This window comes from Frigidibacter sp. SD6-1 (genome assembly GCF_030143255.1).
Taxonomy (GTDB): Bacteria; Pseudomonadota; Alphaproteobacteria; order Rhodobacterales; family Rhodobacteraceae; genus TMP-24.
This window is the reverse complement of the sequence record NZ_JARJNR010000006.1, coordinates 101975-117203: the sequence shown is the minus strand read 5'-3', so window position 1 is coordinate 117203 and position 15229 is coordinate 101975. Positions and strand designations below refer to the sequence as shown.

The window sequence follows — 15229 nt, the reverse complement described above, 5'->3', positions numbered from 1 at the left end:
TGTCATTTCGCGTAACCCGAAAGCGACGGGCTTTGTCGTTTTGCGAACGGACCAGCCCGTCGCCGTGTCCCAGTAAGGTCGTTGAAAAGGGGAAGAACATGCAGGCCAGACAATTCGATTTCATCATCGTCGGGGCAGGCTCGGCGGGTAGTGTGCTGGCCGAGCGCCTGTCGACCAGCGGGCGGCATTCGGTGCTGGTGCTCGAGGCGGGCGGCAGCGACCGGCGGTTCTACGTCCAACTGCCGTTGGGTTATGGCAAGCTGTTCTATGACCCGTCCGTGAACTGGTTGTATGCGGCCGAGCCCGATCCGGGGCTTGCCGGCAACCGCGATCACTGGCCGCGCGGAAAGCTGCTCGGCGGCTCGTCCTCGATCAACGCGATGGTCTGGATCCGGGGCCATGCGAGCGACTATGACGATTGGGAGGCCGCCGGGAACCCCGGCTGGGGCTGGCAGTCGGCGCGCGCGGCCTACCGGGCGATCGAGGACAACGAGGCGGGCGGCGACGATTGGCGGGGCGCGGGCGGGCCGCTCTTCATCTCGGCCAACCGCCGCGACCTGCATCCGCTGGTCGAGACATTCGTGGCGTCAGCAGAAGCGACGGGGTTGAAGCGCAATTCCGATTTCAACGGCGCGGAACAGGAAGGCGTCGGCTTCTATCAGATGACGATCAAGGGCGCGCGGCGCAATTCGGCGGCGCGGGCTTTCCTGCGTCCGGCGATGAAGCGGCCGAATGTGACGGTCGTGACCCATGCTCATGTCACGCGGGTTCTGTTCGAAGGCCGCCGTGCCGTGGGCGTCGAATATGTGCGCGCTGGCCAGACCCACACGGTGCGCGCCGGGCGCGAGGTGATCCTGTCGGGCGGCGCGATCAACACGCCGCAACTGCTGATGCTGTCGGGGATCGGGCCGGGGGCGCATCTTCAGGGCCACGGGATCGCAGTCGTCCAGGAAAATTCCAACGTCGGCCAGCATCTGAACGACCATCAGGGCATCAACTACACCTGGCGCATGAAGGTGCCGACCTACAATGACCTCCTGCGCCCCTGGTGGGGCAAGCTCCTGGTCGGCATGCAATATTTCCTGGGCGGCAAAGGGCCGCTGGCGAAATCGATCAACCATGCGGGCGGCTTCTTCCGCACCTCGCCGGACCTTGCCCGCCCCAACATGCAGCTTTATTTCCAGGCCTTCTCGACGCTGCTGCCGCGCCCGGGTGAACGGCCGCTTCTGACGCCGGACCCGTTCTCGGGCCTGTCCATCGGGCTTTCCAACTGCCGTCCGACCAGCCGGGGCGAGATCATGCTCAACTCGGCCGATCCCTTTGCCCATCCGAAGATCACCGCGAACGCCTTCTCGACCGACCATGACGTTGCCGAGATGCTTCTGGCGGTCAAATACCTGCGCCGGATCGCGGCAGAGGAGCCGATCCGCTCGCTGATCGCCGAGGAACTGCGCCCCGGGGCTCAGGTGCAGAGCGATGAAGATCTGATCGCCGATTTCCGGGCGCGGTCAGGCACCGTCTATCATCCGTCCTGCACGGCGCGCATGGGGCCGGACCCGGCGACCTCGGTCGTGGATGCCGATCTGAAGGTGCATGGACTGGAAGGCCTGCGCGTCTGCGACGCTTCGGTCTTTCCAACGCTGATCGGGGGTAATACCAATGCGCCGTCCATCCTGGTGGGCTGGATGGGCGCGGCACGGATCCTTCAAGGGGCGTAATACCCCGGGGATGGGAAGGGAACTGGAATGGCCTATCTTCTGGGCGTCGACACGGGCGGCACCTACACTGACGCTGTCGTGCTGGACGAAGCAGCCGACCGGGTGGTCGCGTCCGCGAAATCGCTGACCACGCGCCCCGATCTGGCGCTGGGCGTCGGCCGCGCCATCGACGCCGCCATCGAGACGGCGGGCGTGGCCGCTGCCGACATCGCGATGGTGTCGCTTTCGACCACGCTTGCCACGAATGCGCTCGTCGAAGGGCAGGGTGGACGCGTCGCGCTGATCTTCATCGGTTTCGACGAGGCGGAACTGGGCCGCGCGGGCCTCATCGAGGCGATGAAGGGCGACCCGGTCGTGATGGTCGCGGGCGGCCACAATCACGGCGGCGGCGAACTGCGGCCCCTCGACTTCGCGCTCATCGAGGCCGAGGTGGCGCGCCTTGCGCCCGAGGTCACGGGTTTTGCCGTGGCCGCGGCCTTCGCCACCCGCAACCCCGCGCACGAGAACGCGGCGCGCGAGGCGATCCGTCGCATCGCCCACCTGCCGGTCACCTGCTCGCACGAACTGTCCGCCGGGCTGAACGGCCCGCGCCGGGCGCTGACGGCGGTGCTGAATGCGCGGTTGATCGGCATGATCGACCGGCTGATCAGCGCCTGCGAACATCACATGACGGTCATCGGCATTCAGGCGCCGCTGATGGTCGTCCGCGGCGACGGGGCCCTCGTGTCCGCAGACCTTGCCCGCGAGCGGCCGATCGAGACCATCCTTTCCGGCCCCGCCGCCTCGATCGCCGGGGCCAGCTGGCTGACCGGCGAACGGGATGCTCTGGTCTCCGACATCGGCGGCACCACGACCGACGTCTGCCTTCTGAAGGATGGCAAGCCTGCCATCGACCCCGAAGGCGCCCGCGTCGGTGCCTTCCGCACCATGGTCGAGGCGGTGGCGATGCGGACGACAGGCCTTGGCGGTGACAGTGAGGTGCATCTGCTCGAAGGGCTGGAAACCGGCTTCCGCCTCGGACCGCGCCGCCTGATGCCGGTGGCGCTCGCCGCGCGCGACTATCCGGACCTTGTGCATCAGGCGCTGGATCAGTGGCTGGCGATGGATGCGGTCGGCGAGCATCACGGCCGTTTCGCCGTGCCGCTCTGGCATGTCGCGCCGCCGCCCGGTCTCGCGCCCCGCGAAGAGGCAGTCGCCGCACGGCTGATGTCGGGCCCGCTCAAGGTCGCCGACGCCGTCCACACCCGGCTGGAACTGCCCGCGCTGATGAAGCTCGTCGCGCGCGGCGCGGTGATGATCGCGGGGGTCACGCCCTCGGACGCGAGCCATGTCCTTGGCCGTCTCGACAGCTGGGACGCGGAAGCCGCGCGCAAGGCGGTGACGCTGATGGCCCGGCGCCGGAACGGGCGCGGCGACCGGATCGCCGCGGGACCCGAGGCGCTGGCCGCACAGATCATCACGCAACTGGAACGCCAGACAGAGGAATGCCTGCTGGAAGCCGCTTTCGGCGAGGATGCACGCGACTGGGGCCGTGAGGCGCCCGAGGCGCTCGCGCGCCACGGTCTGACGCGCGCGGGCCTCGATCGTCATCAGGGGGTGGTGCGGCTGAACCTGTCGCTCGGTGTGCCGGTCATCGGCCTCGGCGCCTCGGCGCCCAGTTACTACCCGCCGCTCGGGCCCCGGCTGGGCACGCGGATGATCCTGCCCGAACATGCGGGCGTGGCGAATGCGATCGGCGCGGTGGTGGGGCAGGTGGCCATGCACGCCGAAGGGATCGTGACGGCGCCCGGACCGGGGGTCTTTGCGGCCCACCTGCCCGAGGGGCCGAAACGATTCAATGACCGCGACATCGCAGTTCAGGCGCTGGAACGCGCGCTTTCGATGGACGCCGAGGCGCGGGCGCGCGCCGCAGGCGTCGAGGAAGTGCGCCTATCGGTCACACGCGATCTGTCCGAGATCGAGGTCGAGGGCCAGCCGATGTTCATCGAGGCGCGCCTGCGCGTGACTGCGCAGGGCCGCCCGCGCATCGCTGTCGGGTAAGGGCAAATCTTTTCGAAAAGATTTGCCAAATTCCTTCGAAGGAATTTGGCCTGGCAGTCCCGATCCGCCTAACGCCAGTCCAGCACGACCTTGCCCGAGAGCCCCGATTTCATCGCCGCGAACCCGTCCTCGAACGCGTCGACCTTGAAGCGATGGGTGATGACCTTGCGGATATCCAGCCCGTTCTGCAGCATCGCGATCATCTTATACCAGGTCTCGAAAATCTCGCGGCCATAGACGCCCTTGATGGTGAGCGCCTTGAAGACGATGCGGGACCAGTCGACCGGCGACTTGCCGGGCGGAATGCCCAGCATCGCGATCCGTCCGCCCATCACCATGTTCTCGACCATCTGGTCGAGGGCCACCTGATTGCCCGACATCTCCATCCCGACATCGAAGCCCTGCTGCATCTTCAGCTTGCCTTCGACCTCTTTCAGGTCCTGCTTGGCGATATTCACCGGCACGACATCCGTGACCTCGGTCGCCAGATCCAGCCGTGCCTGATTGACGTCGGTGATGACGACATGGCGCGCGCCGACATGGCGGGCAACAGCCGCCGCCATGATGCCGATCGGCCCCGCGCCGGTGATTAGCACGTCCTCGCCGATCAGGTCGAAGGACAGGGCGGTATGGACGGCATTGCCCAGGGGGTCGAGGATCGCCCCGATCTCGTCGTCGATCTCGTCGGGCAGGGGCACGACGTTGAAGGCGGGCAGCCGCAGATATTCGGCGAAAGCGCCCTGTTCATTGACCCCAATGCCGCGCGTCTCGGGGTCAAGGTGAAAGCGGCCAGACCGCGACTGTCGGCTCTGGTGGCCGATCAGATGGCCCTCGCCCGAACAGCGCTGGCCGATCTTCAGGTCGCGCACATCGCGACCCAGTTCCACGATCTCGCCCGCGAACTCATGGCCCGTCACCAACGGCACCGGCACCGTGCGCTTCGCCCAGTCGTCCCAGTTCCAGATATGAATGTCGGTGCCGCAGATCCCGGTCTTGTTGATGCGGATCAGCACATCGTCCGGCCCGATCTCGGGCACCGGACGGCGCTCCATCCACAGCCCCTCTTCGGGCTTGGCCTTCACGAGAGCCTTCATTTCGTTCGACATCAGATCGCCCCCACTGCCTTGCCCGCCGCCCGGAAGGCATCGAGCGCGAAATCCAGATCCTTGCGCGTCAGCCGGGCGTTCATCTGCGTGCGGATGCGGGCCTGGCCCTTCGGCACAACCGGAAAGAAAAAGCCGGCGACATAGACGCCGCGCTCGTACAGTTCCGCCGCCATCCGCTGCGACAGCGCCGCATCGCTCAGCATCACCGGCACGATCGGATGTTGGCCCGCCAGCAGCCGGAATCCCGCCTCCTCCAGCCCCGCGCGCCAGTAGCGTGCATTATCGAAAAGCTGCGCCCTCAGGTCATCCGCCGCCTCGACGATGTCCAGCGCCGCCAGCCCTGCCGCCACCACCGCCGGCGGCAGCGCGTTCGAGAACAGGTAAGGCCGCGCCCGCTGGCGCAACAGGTCGATGACCGGCTGCGCCCCGGCGATATAGCCGCCGAGCGCGCCGCCCAGAGCCTTCCCGAGCGTACCGGTCATTACATCGGCCCTGACCCCGGCATGGGCGGGCGTACCCCTGCCTTGCGGCCCCATGAACCCAGTCGCGTGGCAGTCATCCACCATGACAAGCGCCCCGTAGCGATCGGCGAGCGCACGAATTTCGCCCAGCTTCGCCAGATAGCCGTCCATCGAAAACACGCCATCCGTCGCGATCATGATGAACCGTGCGCCCTTCGCCCGCGCTTCCTTCAACCGCTCCTCCAGCTCGCCCATATCGGAATTGGCGTAACGATAGCGCTGCGCCTTGCAGAGCCGTATGCCATCGATGATCGAGGCATGGTTCAGCGCGTCCGAGATGACCGCATCCTCTGGCCCGAGCAGCGGCTCGAACAGCCCGCCGTTCGCGTCGAAACAGGCGGCGAACAGGATCGAATCCTCGTGCCCCAGGAAATCCGCGATCCGGCGTTCCAGCGACCGGTGCAGGTCCTGTGTGCCGCAGATGAAGCGGACCGAGGCCATGCCATAGCCGTGATCGTCCATCACCGCCTTCGCCGCCGCCACCAGCCGGGGATCGTCGGCAAGCCCGAGGTAATTGTTGGCGCACAGGTTCAGCATCTCGCGCCCCGCGACCTTCACATGCGCGCCCTGGGCCGAGGTGATCAGCCGCTCGCGCTTCAGAAGGCCTTCGGCCTCGATGCCCTTGAGGGTTTCGGTCATGTGATCGAGAAAGGCTGAACTGTCCGACATGATGACATATCCTCCATTATTGCGGAAATAATGCCCTCGACCAGAGCATATGTCAATATGACGGAGATGTATCCGGAAAACCGGAAATCCACCCTCTTTCGTTTCGAAATATCCTGCGGGGGAGCGCGAGGGGGTGCAAAACCCCCTCGCTCCGTCCCGTCAACTGTTCTGTACGATCAGAATCGCCCGTGCCGGTCCGTCGGCGCCGATCCGGTGCGGCCGGTCGGCGAAATAGCGCGCGGTGTCGCCCGCCATCAGCCGCCGCTCATCCTCGCCCGACTGCACGGTCACGACACCCTCCAGCACCGTCAGATGCTCGCGGCAACCCGGGCTGTGCGGGTCCGATTGCAGGACCCCGCCCGGCGAAAATGTCAGGTCATAGACCTCATGCTCGCCCGCCGCCTCGGCAGGCGACAGGATGCGGATGCGCACCCCCTGGCCGCGCCCGTCGATCGTCGGTGCATGTTCGGCGCGGATCACCTCGATCCCCGGCGCGGTCTTGCCTTCCAGAAGCCCGGCAAAATCGACCTGCAGCGCCTGGGTCAGGTTCCACAGGGTCGCGACCGTCGGGCTGCTCTCCCCCCGCTCGATCTGGCTGACCATCGACCGGCTGACGCCCGACAGTTTGGCGATGGCATCCAGGCTCAGCCCCTTCGACTTGCGGGCAGTCTTCAGCGATGCGGCCAGGCGGTCGTGGATATCGGGGCGTGTGTTCATGATCCCGGCAGAGTGCTTTTTCTCGACCCGGCGGTCAACCGGGCAGATTGGCCGTGCCATCGGGATCGGCGGCCTCCCCGGCGATCCAGCCCCGGAACGCCTGCAACGGCGGATAACGCTCGCCCGTGCGCGGCCAGACAAGGTAGTAGCTGCCGTCCCCCGGCGTCGCGTCGCCCCAGGCCGAGACCAGCCTTCCGTCCGCCAGTTCGCCGCGCGCCAGAAACTCCGGCAAAAGCGCCACGCCCAGCCCGTAGATCGTCGACTGGATCATCGTGCCGAACTGGTCGAACAGCATCCCCGACGGTACCCGCCCCTCGACCCCGTGCTGGCGGAACCAGGTGACCCAGGCGGTGGGCCGGGTTTCCAGCTGCAACAGCGGCAGGGTCAACAGGCCTTCCGGGCCATCGACCGGATGGCCCGCCAGAAAGCCCGGCGCGCAACAGGCGACCAGCCGCTCGTCGAACAGTTTCTGAAAGCCCGCGTTTGGCCAGTTTTCCTCGCCGAAATGGATCGCCGCGTCGAACCCTTCCTCCTCGAAGTCGAAGGGCCGCATGCGGGTGCCAAGGTTCAGCGTCACGCCCGGATGGGCCGCCAGAAAGCGCGGCAGGCGCGGCGCCAGCCAGCGCGTGCCGAAGGTCGGCAGGATCGCCAGCGACAGCGTGCCACCGCCCGTCGCCGACCTGACCCGCATCGAGCCGCGCGATATGAGGTCGAGCGCCTTCACCACATCCCGCGCATAGGCCAGCGCCGGATCGGTCGGCACCAGCCGGCGCCCCTCGCGCAGGAAAAGCGTGACGCCCAGCTGTGCCTCGAGGTTCTGGATCAGCCGGCTGACCGCCCCCTGCGTCAGGTCAAGGTCGCGCGCGGCGGCAAGCGTCGATCCGGTGCGGCAGACAGATTCGAAAGCCGACAACAGGCTGATCGAGGGCAGAAAACGGCGGGGCGTCGCCATATATGCGCTCCATACATAGGATAACGCCAGAATAGGGTTATTTGCGCCCCGAACAATGGCCTATCTGCATAGCCGACCGAATCCTGAGGGTGCCATGACCGACCCGTTCCGCCGCGCCGCGCGCATCGCCACCGTCGAACTGTCGGAAATCCTGCAGATTTCCGAAGCCGCCGCCGCGCTCAAGAAGGCGGGGCGCGACGTGATCTCGCTCGGGACAGGCGAGCCCGACTTTCCGACGCCCGCCCCCGTCATCGACGCCGCCTACCAGGCCGCGCAGGCCGGCCAGACCACTTACACCGCCACCGCCGGCACGGCGGAACTGCGCGCGGCCATCGCCGCCGACTGCGAACGGGTGAACGGCTACCGGCCCGCGACCGCCGAGGTCATCGTCTGCACCGGCGCAAAGCAGGTGATCTTCAACGCCTTCTTCGCCACGCTCGAACCGGGCGAGGAAGTGATCATCGGCGCGCCCTACTGGACCTCGTACCCCGACATGGTCGGCGTCTGCGGCGGTCGGCCCGTCATCCTGCCCACGACGGCCGACACCGGCTTCGCCATCACCGCCGACCAGCTTTCGGCAGCCATCACGCCGAAAACCCGCTGGCTCCTCCTCAATTCGCCCGGCAACCCCTCGGGCGCGGTCTATACCGCCGCGCAGCTTCAGGCGCTTGCCGAAGTGCTGCGCGACCACCCCCATGTCGGCGTGATCGCCGACGAGATCTACCAGCATATCTGCTACGTGCCCTACACCTCGTTCCGCGCCGTCGCCCCCGACCTCGCCGAGCGCACGCTGATCGTGAATGGCGTGTCGAAAAGCTATGCCATGACCGGCTGGCGCATCGGCTGGGGAATCGCGCCCAAACGCCTCATCGACGCGATGATCGCCGTGCAGGGCCAGATCACTTCGGGCGCCTCCTCGGTCTCTCAGGCAGCCGCACTTGCCGCCCTGACCGGCGACCAGCAGATGCTGGCCGAGCGCAACGACGATTTCCGCGCCCGCCGCGACATGGTGCAGGCGGCGCTGAATGCCACCGGCCTCATCCGTTGCGGTTCGGCCGATGGCGCCTTCTACCTCTTCCCCGACTGCACCGCGACCTTCGGCAAGACCGCCCCGAACGGTGTGCAAATCGAAAAGGACGCCGATTTCTGCCGCGCGCTTCTTGACTGCGAAGGCGTCGCCCTCGTCCCCGGCCGCGCCTTCGGCGTGCCCGGCCATTTCCGCCTCTCCTACGCCTATTCCCGCGCCTCGCTGACCGAGGCCTGCCACCGCATCGCGCGCTTCTGCGCCGCTCTTAAGTGAGGATCATCATGGCCCTGAAACCCAAAGACGCCCCCGACCTGTCGCGCTTCGACTGGGAAGATGCCTTCCGCATGGAAGACCAGCTGACCGAGGAAGAGCGGATGCTGCGCGACGGCGCCCGCGCCTATGCGCAGGAAAAGCTCCTGCCCCGCGTGACCGAAGCCTACCGCGACGAAAAGACCGACCCCGCCATCTTCCGCGAGATGGGCGAGATGGGGCTTCTGGGCGTCACGGTGCCTGAGGAATACGGCGGGCTCGGCGCCTCCTACGTCGCCTACGGCCTCATCGCGCGCGAGGTCGAGCGCGTGGACTCGGGCTACCGCTCGATGATGTCGGTGCAATCCTCGCTCGTCATGTATCCGATCTATGCCTACGGCTCGGAAGAGCAGCGCCGGAAATACCTGCCCAAACTCGCCTCGGGCGAATTCATCGGTTGCTTCGGCCTGACCGAACCCGACGCCGGTTCCGACCCCGCGGGCATGAAGACCCGCGCGGTGAAGACCGCGAACGGCTATGTGCTGAACGGTTCCAAAATGTGGATCTCGAACGCGCCCATCGCCGATGTCTTCGTCGTTTGGGCCAAGTCCGAGGCGCATGGCGGCAAGATCCGCGGCTTCGTGCTGGACAAGGGCATGAAGGGCCTTTCCGCCCCCAAGATCGGCGGCAAGCTTTCCTTGCGCGCCTCGATCACCGGCGAGATCGTGATGGACAATGTCGAGGTGGGCGAAGACGCACTTCTGCCGAACGTCGAAGGGCTGAAAGGCCCGTTCGGCTGCCTCAACCGCGCCCGCTACGGCATTTCCTGGGGCGTGATGGGTGCGGCCGAGGCCTGCTTCCACGCTGCCCGCCAGTACGGTCTCGACCGCAAGCAGTTCAACCGGCCGCTGGCCCAGACCCAGATCTTCCAATTGAAGCTCGCCAACATGCTGACCGACATCACCCTCGGCCTGCAGGCCTCGCTCCGCGTCGGCCGCCTGATGGACGAGGCCAATGCCGCGCCCGAAATGATCTCGATCATCAAGCGCAACAATTGCGGCAAGGCCTTGGAAATCGCCCGCCACGCCCGCGACATGCACGGCGGCAACGGCATTCAGGAGGATTTCCATGTCATGCGCCATATGGTGAACCTCGAAACCGTGAACACCTACGAGGGCACGCATGACGTCCATGCGCTGATCCTCGGCCGGGCGATCACCGGCCTTCAGGCGTTTTTCTGAGCTGCTCATCGCTCCCTGGAAGGTCGCTCTTCGCATAAGCGAGGACCGACCGGCAGGGAGGGAGGAGCGGCCCCATTTCAGGACCGACCATGGACCGCGCCGACATCGTACACGACAATTTCCTGCGCCGCGTCGCCGCCCGCGACCTGCCGCCGGGCGCGCCGCCCGCCGGGCCGCTGGCAGGCCCCGAGGCCGTGCGCATCTTTCGCGCGGGCTGTCTCACGCGCGCGCTCGACCGGCAAAGCCGCGTCATGCAGCGGGCGGGGCAGGGGTTCTACACGATCGGCTCTTCGGGGCACGAGGGGCTCGCGGCCATCGCCGCCGCACTCCGGCCCACCGACATGGCCTTCCTTCACTACCGCGACGCGGCCTTCCAGATTGCCCGCGCTGGGCAGGTCGACGGCCAGTCGATCACCTGGGATATGCTCCTTTCCTTCGCCTCCTCCTCCGAAGACCCGATCTCGGGCGGGCGGCACAAGGTGCTCGGCTCGAAGGCGTTGAACATCCCGCCCCAGACCTCGACCATCGCCTCGCACCTGCCGAAGGCCGTGGGGGCGGCCTATTCCATCGGCGCCGCCCGCCGCCACCGGCCCGAACATCAGGACCTGCCCGACGACGCGATCGTCTATTGTTCCTTCGGCGACGCCTCGGCCAACCATTCGACCTCGCAGGGCGCCTTCAACACCGCGCAGTGGACTTCGTACCAGTCGATCCCGCTCCCCCTCCTCTTCGTCTGCGAAGACAACGGCATCGGCATCTCGACCAAGACCCCCACCGGCTGGATCGCGTCAAGCTTCCAGAACCGCCCGGGCCTGAAGTATTTCCATTGCAACGGCCTCGACATCTTCGAGACCTTCCGCGTGGCCCAAGAGGCCGCCCACTATGTCCGCACCCGCCGCAAGCCCGCCTTCCTGCATGTGAAGACCATCCGCCTTTATGGCCACGCCGGTGCCGACGTTCCCACCACCTACCTGCCGCGCGAGGAGGTCGAGGCCGAGGAGGCGATGGATCCGCTTCTCCATTCCGTGCGCCTTCTTGACCAGGCGGGCGCGCTCACGCCCGATCAGGCGCTGGCGATCTACAACGAAACCAACGCCCGCGTCGCCCGCGTCGCGGGCGAGGCCATCACCCGGCCAAGGCTGAAGACCGCGCCTCAGGTCACGGCCTCGATCATCCCGCCGAAACGCGCCTGCAAACCGACGAACGGCCCCACCGCCGAGGCCCGCGCCGCCGCTTTTGGCGCCGACATGAAGCAGATGGACGAGCCGCAGATCATGTCGCGCCTCATCAACTGGGCGCTGACCGACCTGATGCTGGAACATGGCGAGATCGTCATGATGGGCGAGGATGTGGGCCGCAAGGGTGGCGTCTATGGCGTCACCCAGAAGCTTCACGCCCGCTTCGGCCCCGACCGGATGATCGACACGCTTCTGGACGAGCAATCCATCCTCGGCCTTGCGATCGGCATGGCGCAGAACGGCTTCGTGCCGATGCCCGAGATCCAGTTCCTCGCCTATCTCCACAATGCCGAGGACCAGCTCAGGGGCGAGGCGGCGACCTTGTCCTTCTTCTCGAACGGCCAGTATACCAACCCGATGGTCCTGCGCATTGCCGGTCTGGGCTACCAGAAGGGCTTCGGCGGCCATTTCCACAATGACAATTCCGTTGCCGTCCTGCGCGACATTCCCGGTCTGATCCTCGCCGTCCCCTCGAACGGGGCGGATGCCGCGAAGATGGTCCGCGAATGCGTGCGGCTGGCGCGCGAGGAGCAGCGGGTGGTGGTCTTCCTCGAACCGATCGCACTTTACCCGATGCGCGATCTGCATGCCGACAAGGACGGCGGCTGGATGTGCCGCTATCCCGACCCTTCGGAAACCATCGCACTTGGCGAGGTCGGCTTGCATGGCGACGGAACCGACCTCGCCATCGTGACCTTCGGCAACGGCACCTACCTGTCTCGTCAGGCCGAGGCGCGGCTTGCCGCCGAAGGCGTCAAGGCCCGGGTGATCGACACCCGCTGGCTATCGCCCCTGCCCGAGGAGGCCCTGACAAGGGCCGTCGAGGGCTGCGAGCGCATCCTGATCGTCGATGAAACCCGCCGATCGGGCGGCGTGGCCGAGGCGCTGATGGCGCTTTTCACCGAACGCACGGACGTTCCCCTCGCCCGTATCACCGCCGAAGACAGCTTCATCGCCACCGGCCCCGCCTATGCCGCGACCATGCCCTCCGCCGACGGCATCTACCTGGCCGCCAAAGACCTGCTCGGGGTGAAGAAATGACCCGCAAGACCGCCGTCGTCATCTGCCCCGGTCGGGGCACCTATACCAAGACGGAACTCGGCTACCTCGGCCGGTTCTTCGCCGACAGGCCGCTCCTCGCCCGCTTCGATGAAGCGCGCTCCTCGCTGGGGCAAGAGACGCTGACGGCGCTTGACAGCGCCGCCAGCTATTCCGTCGCCAAACACACCCGCGGCGATAATGCGTCGGGCCTGATCTATGCCGCCACCCTCGGCGATTTCCGCACGATCAACCGAGACAGGATCGAGGTCGTCGCCGTCACCGGCAATTCCATGGGCTGGTATTCGACGCTGGCCTGCGGCGGGGCGCTCACCGCCGAAAACGGCTTCACCGTGGTCAACACGATGGGCACGCTGATGCAAGAGGCGCTGATCGGCGGCCAGACGCTCTATCCCTTCGTGGCGGATGACTGGCAGAACGATCCGGCCCAAAAAGCGGGCCTCATGGCGCTGGTGGCCGAGATCGGCGCCCGCCCGGGCCATGTGCTGACCCTCTCCATCGACCTCGGCGGCATGCTGGTTCTGGCGGGCAACGAGGAAGGGCTGAAGGCATTTGAAACCTCCGTCCCCCCCGTTCAGGGCCGCTTTCCCATGCGGCTCGCCAATCACGCGGCCTTCCATTCCCACCTTCAGGCGCCGGTCGCAGAAAAGGGCCGGGCGCAATTGCCGCCCGCGCTCTTCACCCAGCCCGACCTGCCGATGATCGACGGGCGCGGCACCATCTGGTGGCCGGGGGCAACGGACACCGAAAAGCTTTGGGACTATACCCTCGGCCATCAGGTCACCGAGCCCTACGACTTCACCCATGCGATCCGCGTCGCCGCCCGCGAATTCGCGCCCGACCTCTTCATCATCACCGGCCCGGGCACCACATTGGGCGGTGCCGTCGCCCAGTCGCTCATCCTCGCGAACTGGCGTAACATGGCCTCCAAGGCCGACTTCCAGTCGCTGCAGCAGACCGCGCCGCTTCTTGCCTCGATGGGCATGGAAGACCAGCGCGCCACCGTCCTTTAAGGGAGATAGACATGACCCACGATCAGATCCTCAAGGCCGCGGGCCTTACATCCGCCGACCTGACCGGCGGCACGCTCACCGTCCGCTCGCCCATCGACGGCACTGAGGTCGCCCGCGTGCACGAGACGAACCCCGCCGACATGGGTGCCGTCATCGCCAGATCGCAGGCTGCCTTCAAGAAATGGCGCGACATTCCCGCGCCCCGCCGTGGCGAGCTGGTCCGCCTTCTCGGCGAGGAACTGCGCGCCGCCAAAGCCGAGCTTGGCGCACTGGTGACGCTCGAAGTGGGCAAGATCACCTCCGAGGGTCTCGGCGAAGTGCAGGAGATGATCGACATCTGCGATTTCGCCGTCGGCCTCTCCCGCCAGATCTACGGCCTGACCATCGCGTCCGAACGCCCCGGCCACCGGATGATGGAAACCTGGCACCCGCTTGGCCCCTGCGCCATCATCACCGCCTTCAACTTCCCCGTGGCCGTCTGGTCCTGGAACGCGGCGCTTGCGCTTGTGTGCGGCGATCCCGTCATCTGGAAACCGTCGGAAAAAACCCCGCTCACCGCCATCGCCACGCAAAAGATCATGGACCGCGCCCTGAAACGCTTCGGAGACGACGCGCCCGAGGGCCTCTGCCAGCTCGTGATCGGCGGCCCCGCCATCGGCGAGGCGCTGGTGAATTCGAAGGACGTCCCCATCGTCTCCGCCACCGGCTCGACCCGGATGGGCGGCATCGTCGGCCCCAAGGTCTCGGCCCGCTGGGGCCGCCCGATCCTCGAACTCGGCGGCAACAACGCGATGATCGTCGCGCCCTCGGCTGACATGGACATGGCCGTCCGCGCCATCGTCTTTTCCGCCGTCGGCACCGCCGGCCAGCGCTGCACCTCGCTCCGCCGCCTCATCGCCCACAATTCGATCAAGGACGATCTCGTCGCGAAACTGTCCAAGGCCTATGCCTCGCTCCCGGTGGGCGACCCGCGCGAAGCGGGCAAGCTCGTCGGTCCGCTGATCGATATCCAGGCCCGCGACAAGATGCTGAAGATGCTCGATCAGGCGAAATCCGAAGGCGGCAAGGTCCACGGCGGCCAGTCCGTGAGCGATGGCGTCCCGGGCGGTGCCTATGTCTCCCCCGCCATCGTCGAAATGCCGGCCCAGACCGACACGGTGCGCGAGGAAACCTTCGCGCCCATCCTCTATGTCCTCGGCTATGACACGCTCGAAGAAGCCATCGACCTGCAGAACGACGTGCCCCAGGGCCTTTCCTCCTGCATCTTCACCCTCAACATGCGCGAGGCCGAAACCTTCCTCTCCGCCTCCGGCTCCGACTGCGGCATCGCCAACGTGAACATCGGCCCCTCGGGTGCCGAGATCGGCGGCGCCTTCGGCGGCGAGAAGGAAACCGGCGGCGGCCGCGAAAGCGGCTCGGACGCCTGGAAAGGCTACATGCGCCGCCAGACCAACACGCTGAACTACTCGTCGAAACTTCCCCTCGCCCAGGGTGTCAAGTTCGACATCTGAGTCACCTTTCTTTCGTTTCCAAATATCCCGGGGAGAGCGCGAGAGGGGCAGCGCCCCTCTCGCACGGGTCGGCCAGGCAAAGCCTGGACGAAATCAAGGGGCCGGAGCCTTCCAGGGGCTCCGGCCCCGGCCTTTCCGGGCGACCCGGCGTCACCTGCCATTTCGCCA

11 protein-coding genes are annotated in these 15229 nt (G+C 66.7%); 7 read left to right on the top strand and 4 right to left on the bottom strand.

What is annotated here, in order from left to right; translation table 11 throughout:
• Positions 1-98: 98 nt before the first annotated feature.
• The gene (locus P0645_RS12450; protein WP_284164915.1) at positions 99-1718 is read left to right on the top strand and encodes a GMC family oxidoreductase; all 1620 of its coding nucleotides are present in this window, start codon (positions 99-101) and stop codon (positions 1716-1718) included.
• A 27-nt stretch (positions 1719-1745) separates the two neighbouring features.
• Positions 1746-3758: a hydantoinase/oxoprolinase N-terminal domain-containing protein gene (locus tag P0645_RS12445; RefSeq protein WP_284164914.1), complete on the top strand. Its 2013-nt coding sequence runs from the start codon at positions 1746-1748 to the stop codon at positions 3756-3758.
• A 68-nt stretch (positions 3759-3826) separates the two neighbouring features.
• Here the strand turns inward: P0645_RS12445 and tdh are convergent, their stop codons facing one another.
• The 4 genes from tdh to P0645_RS12425 form a co-directional block, all read right to left on the bottom strand.
• The gene (gene tdh / locus P0645_RS12440; RefSeq protein WP_284165103.1) at positions 3827-4852 is read right to left on the bottom strand and encodes an L-threonine 3-dehydrogenase; all 1026 of its coding nucleotides are present in this window, start codon (positions 4850-4852) and stop codon (positions 3827-3829) included.
• Between the two features lie 11 nt (positions 4853-4863).
• The gene (locus P0645_RS12435) at positions 4864-6054 is read right to left on the bottom strand and encodes a glycine C-acetyltransferase (RefSeq protein ID WP_284164913.1); all 1191 of its coding nucleotides are present in this window, start codon (positions 6052-6054) and stop codon (positions 4864-4866) included.
• 159 nt (positions 6055-6213) lie between these two features.
• Positions 6214-6774, bottom strand: a complete 561-nt coding sequence (locus P0645_RS12430; protein WP_502854995.1) for a helix-turn-helix domain-containing protein — start codon at positions 6772-6774, stop codon at positions 6214-6216.
• A 31-nt stretch (positions 6775-6805) separates the two neighbouring features.
• On the bottom strand, positions 6806-7723 hold the full coding sequence (locus tag P0645_RS12425; protein WP_284164911.1) for a LysR family transcriptional regulator: 918 nt from the start codon (positions 7721-7723) through the stop codon (positions 6806-6808).
• 94 nt (positions 7724-7817) lie between these two features.
• Here P0645_RS12425 and P0645_RS12420 point away from each other — a divergent pair, with 94 nt between their 5' ends.
• From P0645_RS12420 to amaB, 5 genes are all read left to right on the top strand, one after another.
• A complete protein-coding gene (locus P0645_RS12420) occupies positions 7818-9023 on the top strand; it encodes a pyridoxal phosphate-dependent aminotransferase (protein WP_284164910.1) in 1206 nt (401 codons plus the stop codon).
• Positions 9024-9031: 8 nt separating this feature from the next.
• Positions 9032-10240, top strand: a complete 1209-nt coding sequence (locus tag P0645_RS12415) for an acyl-CoA dehydrogenase (protein ID WP_284164909.1) — start codon at positions 9032-9034, stop codon at positions 10238-10240.
• A gap of 89 nt (positions 10241-10329) precedes the next feature.
• Positions 10330-12519: a dehydrogenase E1 component subunit alpha/beta gene (locus P0645_RS12410; protein ID WP_284164908.1), complete on the top strand. Its 2190-nt coding sequence runs from the start codon at positions 10330-10332 to the stop codon at positions 12517-12519.
• Entirely contained in the window at positions 12516-13550 is a 1035-nt protein-coding gene (locus P0645_RS12405; protein ID WP_284164907.1) for an ACP S-malonyltransferase, read from the top strand. The genes P0645_RS12410 and P0645_RS12405 overlap by 4 nt, the downstream gene beginning before the upstream one ends.
• An 11-nt stretch (positions 13551-13561) precedes the next feature.
• Positions 13562-15061 carry an L-piperidine-6-carboxylate dehydrogenase gene (amaB, locus tag P0645_RS12400; protein WP_284164906.1) on the top strand — a complete coding sequence of 500 codons (1500 nt, stop codon included), beginning with the start codon at positions 13562-13564 and terminating at the stop codon, positions 15059-15061.
• The last annotated feature ends 168 nt before the right edge of the window (positions 15062-15229 follow it).

Coding starts and splice junctions, on each gene's coding strand:
- P0645_RS12450 (WP_284164915.1), top strand. CDS start 99: ATGCAGGCCAGACAATTCGATTTCATCATCGTCGGGGCAGGCTCGGCG.
- P0645_RS12425 (WP_284164911.1), bottom strand. CDS start 7,723: ATGGCGACGCCCCGCCGTTTTCTGCCCTCGATCAGCCTGTTGTCGGCT.
- P0645_RS12415 (WP_284164909.1), top strand. CDS start 9,032: ATGGCCCTGAAACCCAAAGACGCCCCCGACCTGTCGCGCTTCGACTGG.
- amaB (WP_284164906.1), top strand. CDS start 13,562: ATGACCCACGATCAGATCCTCAAGGCCGCGGGCCTTACATCCGCCGAC.
- P0645_RS12410 (WP_284164908.1), top strand. CDS start 10,330: ATGGACCGCGCCGACATCGTACACGACAATTTCCTGCGCCGCGTCGCC.
- tdh (WP_284165103.1), bottom strand. CDS start 4,852: ATGAAGGCTCTCGTGAAGGCCAAGCCCGAAGAGGGGCTGTGGATGGAG.
- P0645_RS12445 (WP_284164914.1), top strand. CDS start 1,746: ATGGCCTATCTTCTGGGCGTCGACACGGGCGGCACCTACACTGACGCT.
- P0645_RS12420 (WP_284164910.1), top strand. CDS start 7,818: ATGACCGACCCGTTCCGCCGCGCCGCGCGCATCGCCACCGTCGAACTG.
- P0645_RS12435 (WP_284164913.1), bottom strand. CDS start 6,054: ATGTCGGACAGTTCAGCCTTTCTCGATCACATGACCGAAACCCTCAAG.
- P0645_RS12405 (WP_284164907.1), top strand. CDS start 12,516: ATGACCCGCAAGACCGCCGTCGTCATCTGCCCCGGTCGGGGCACCTAT.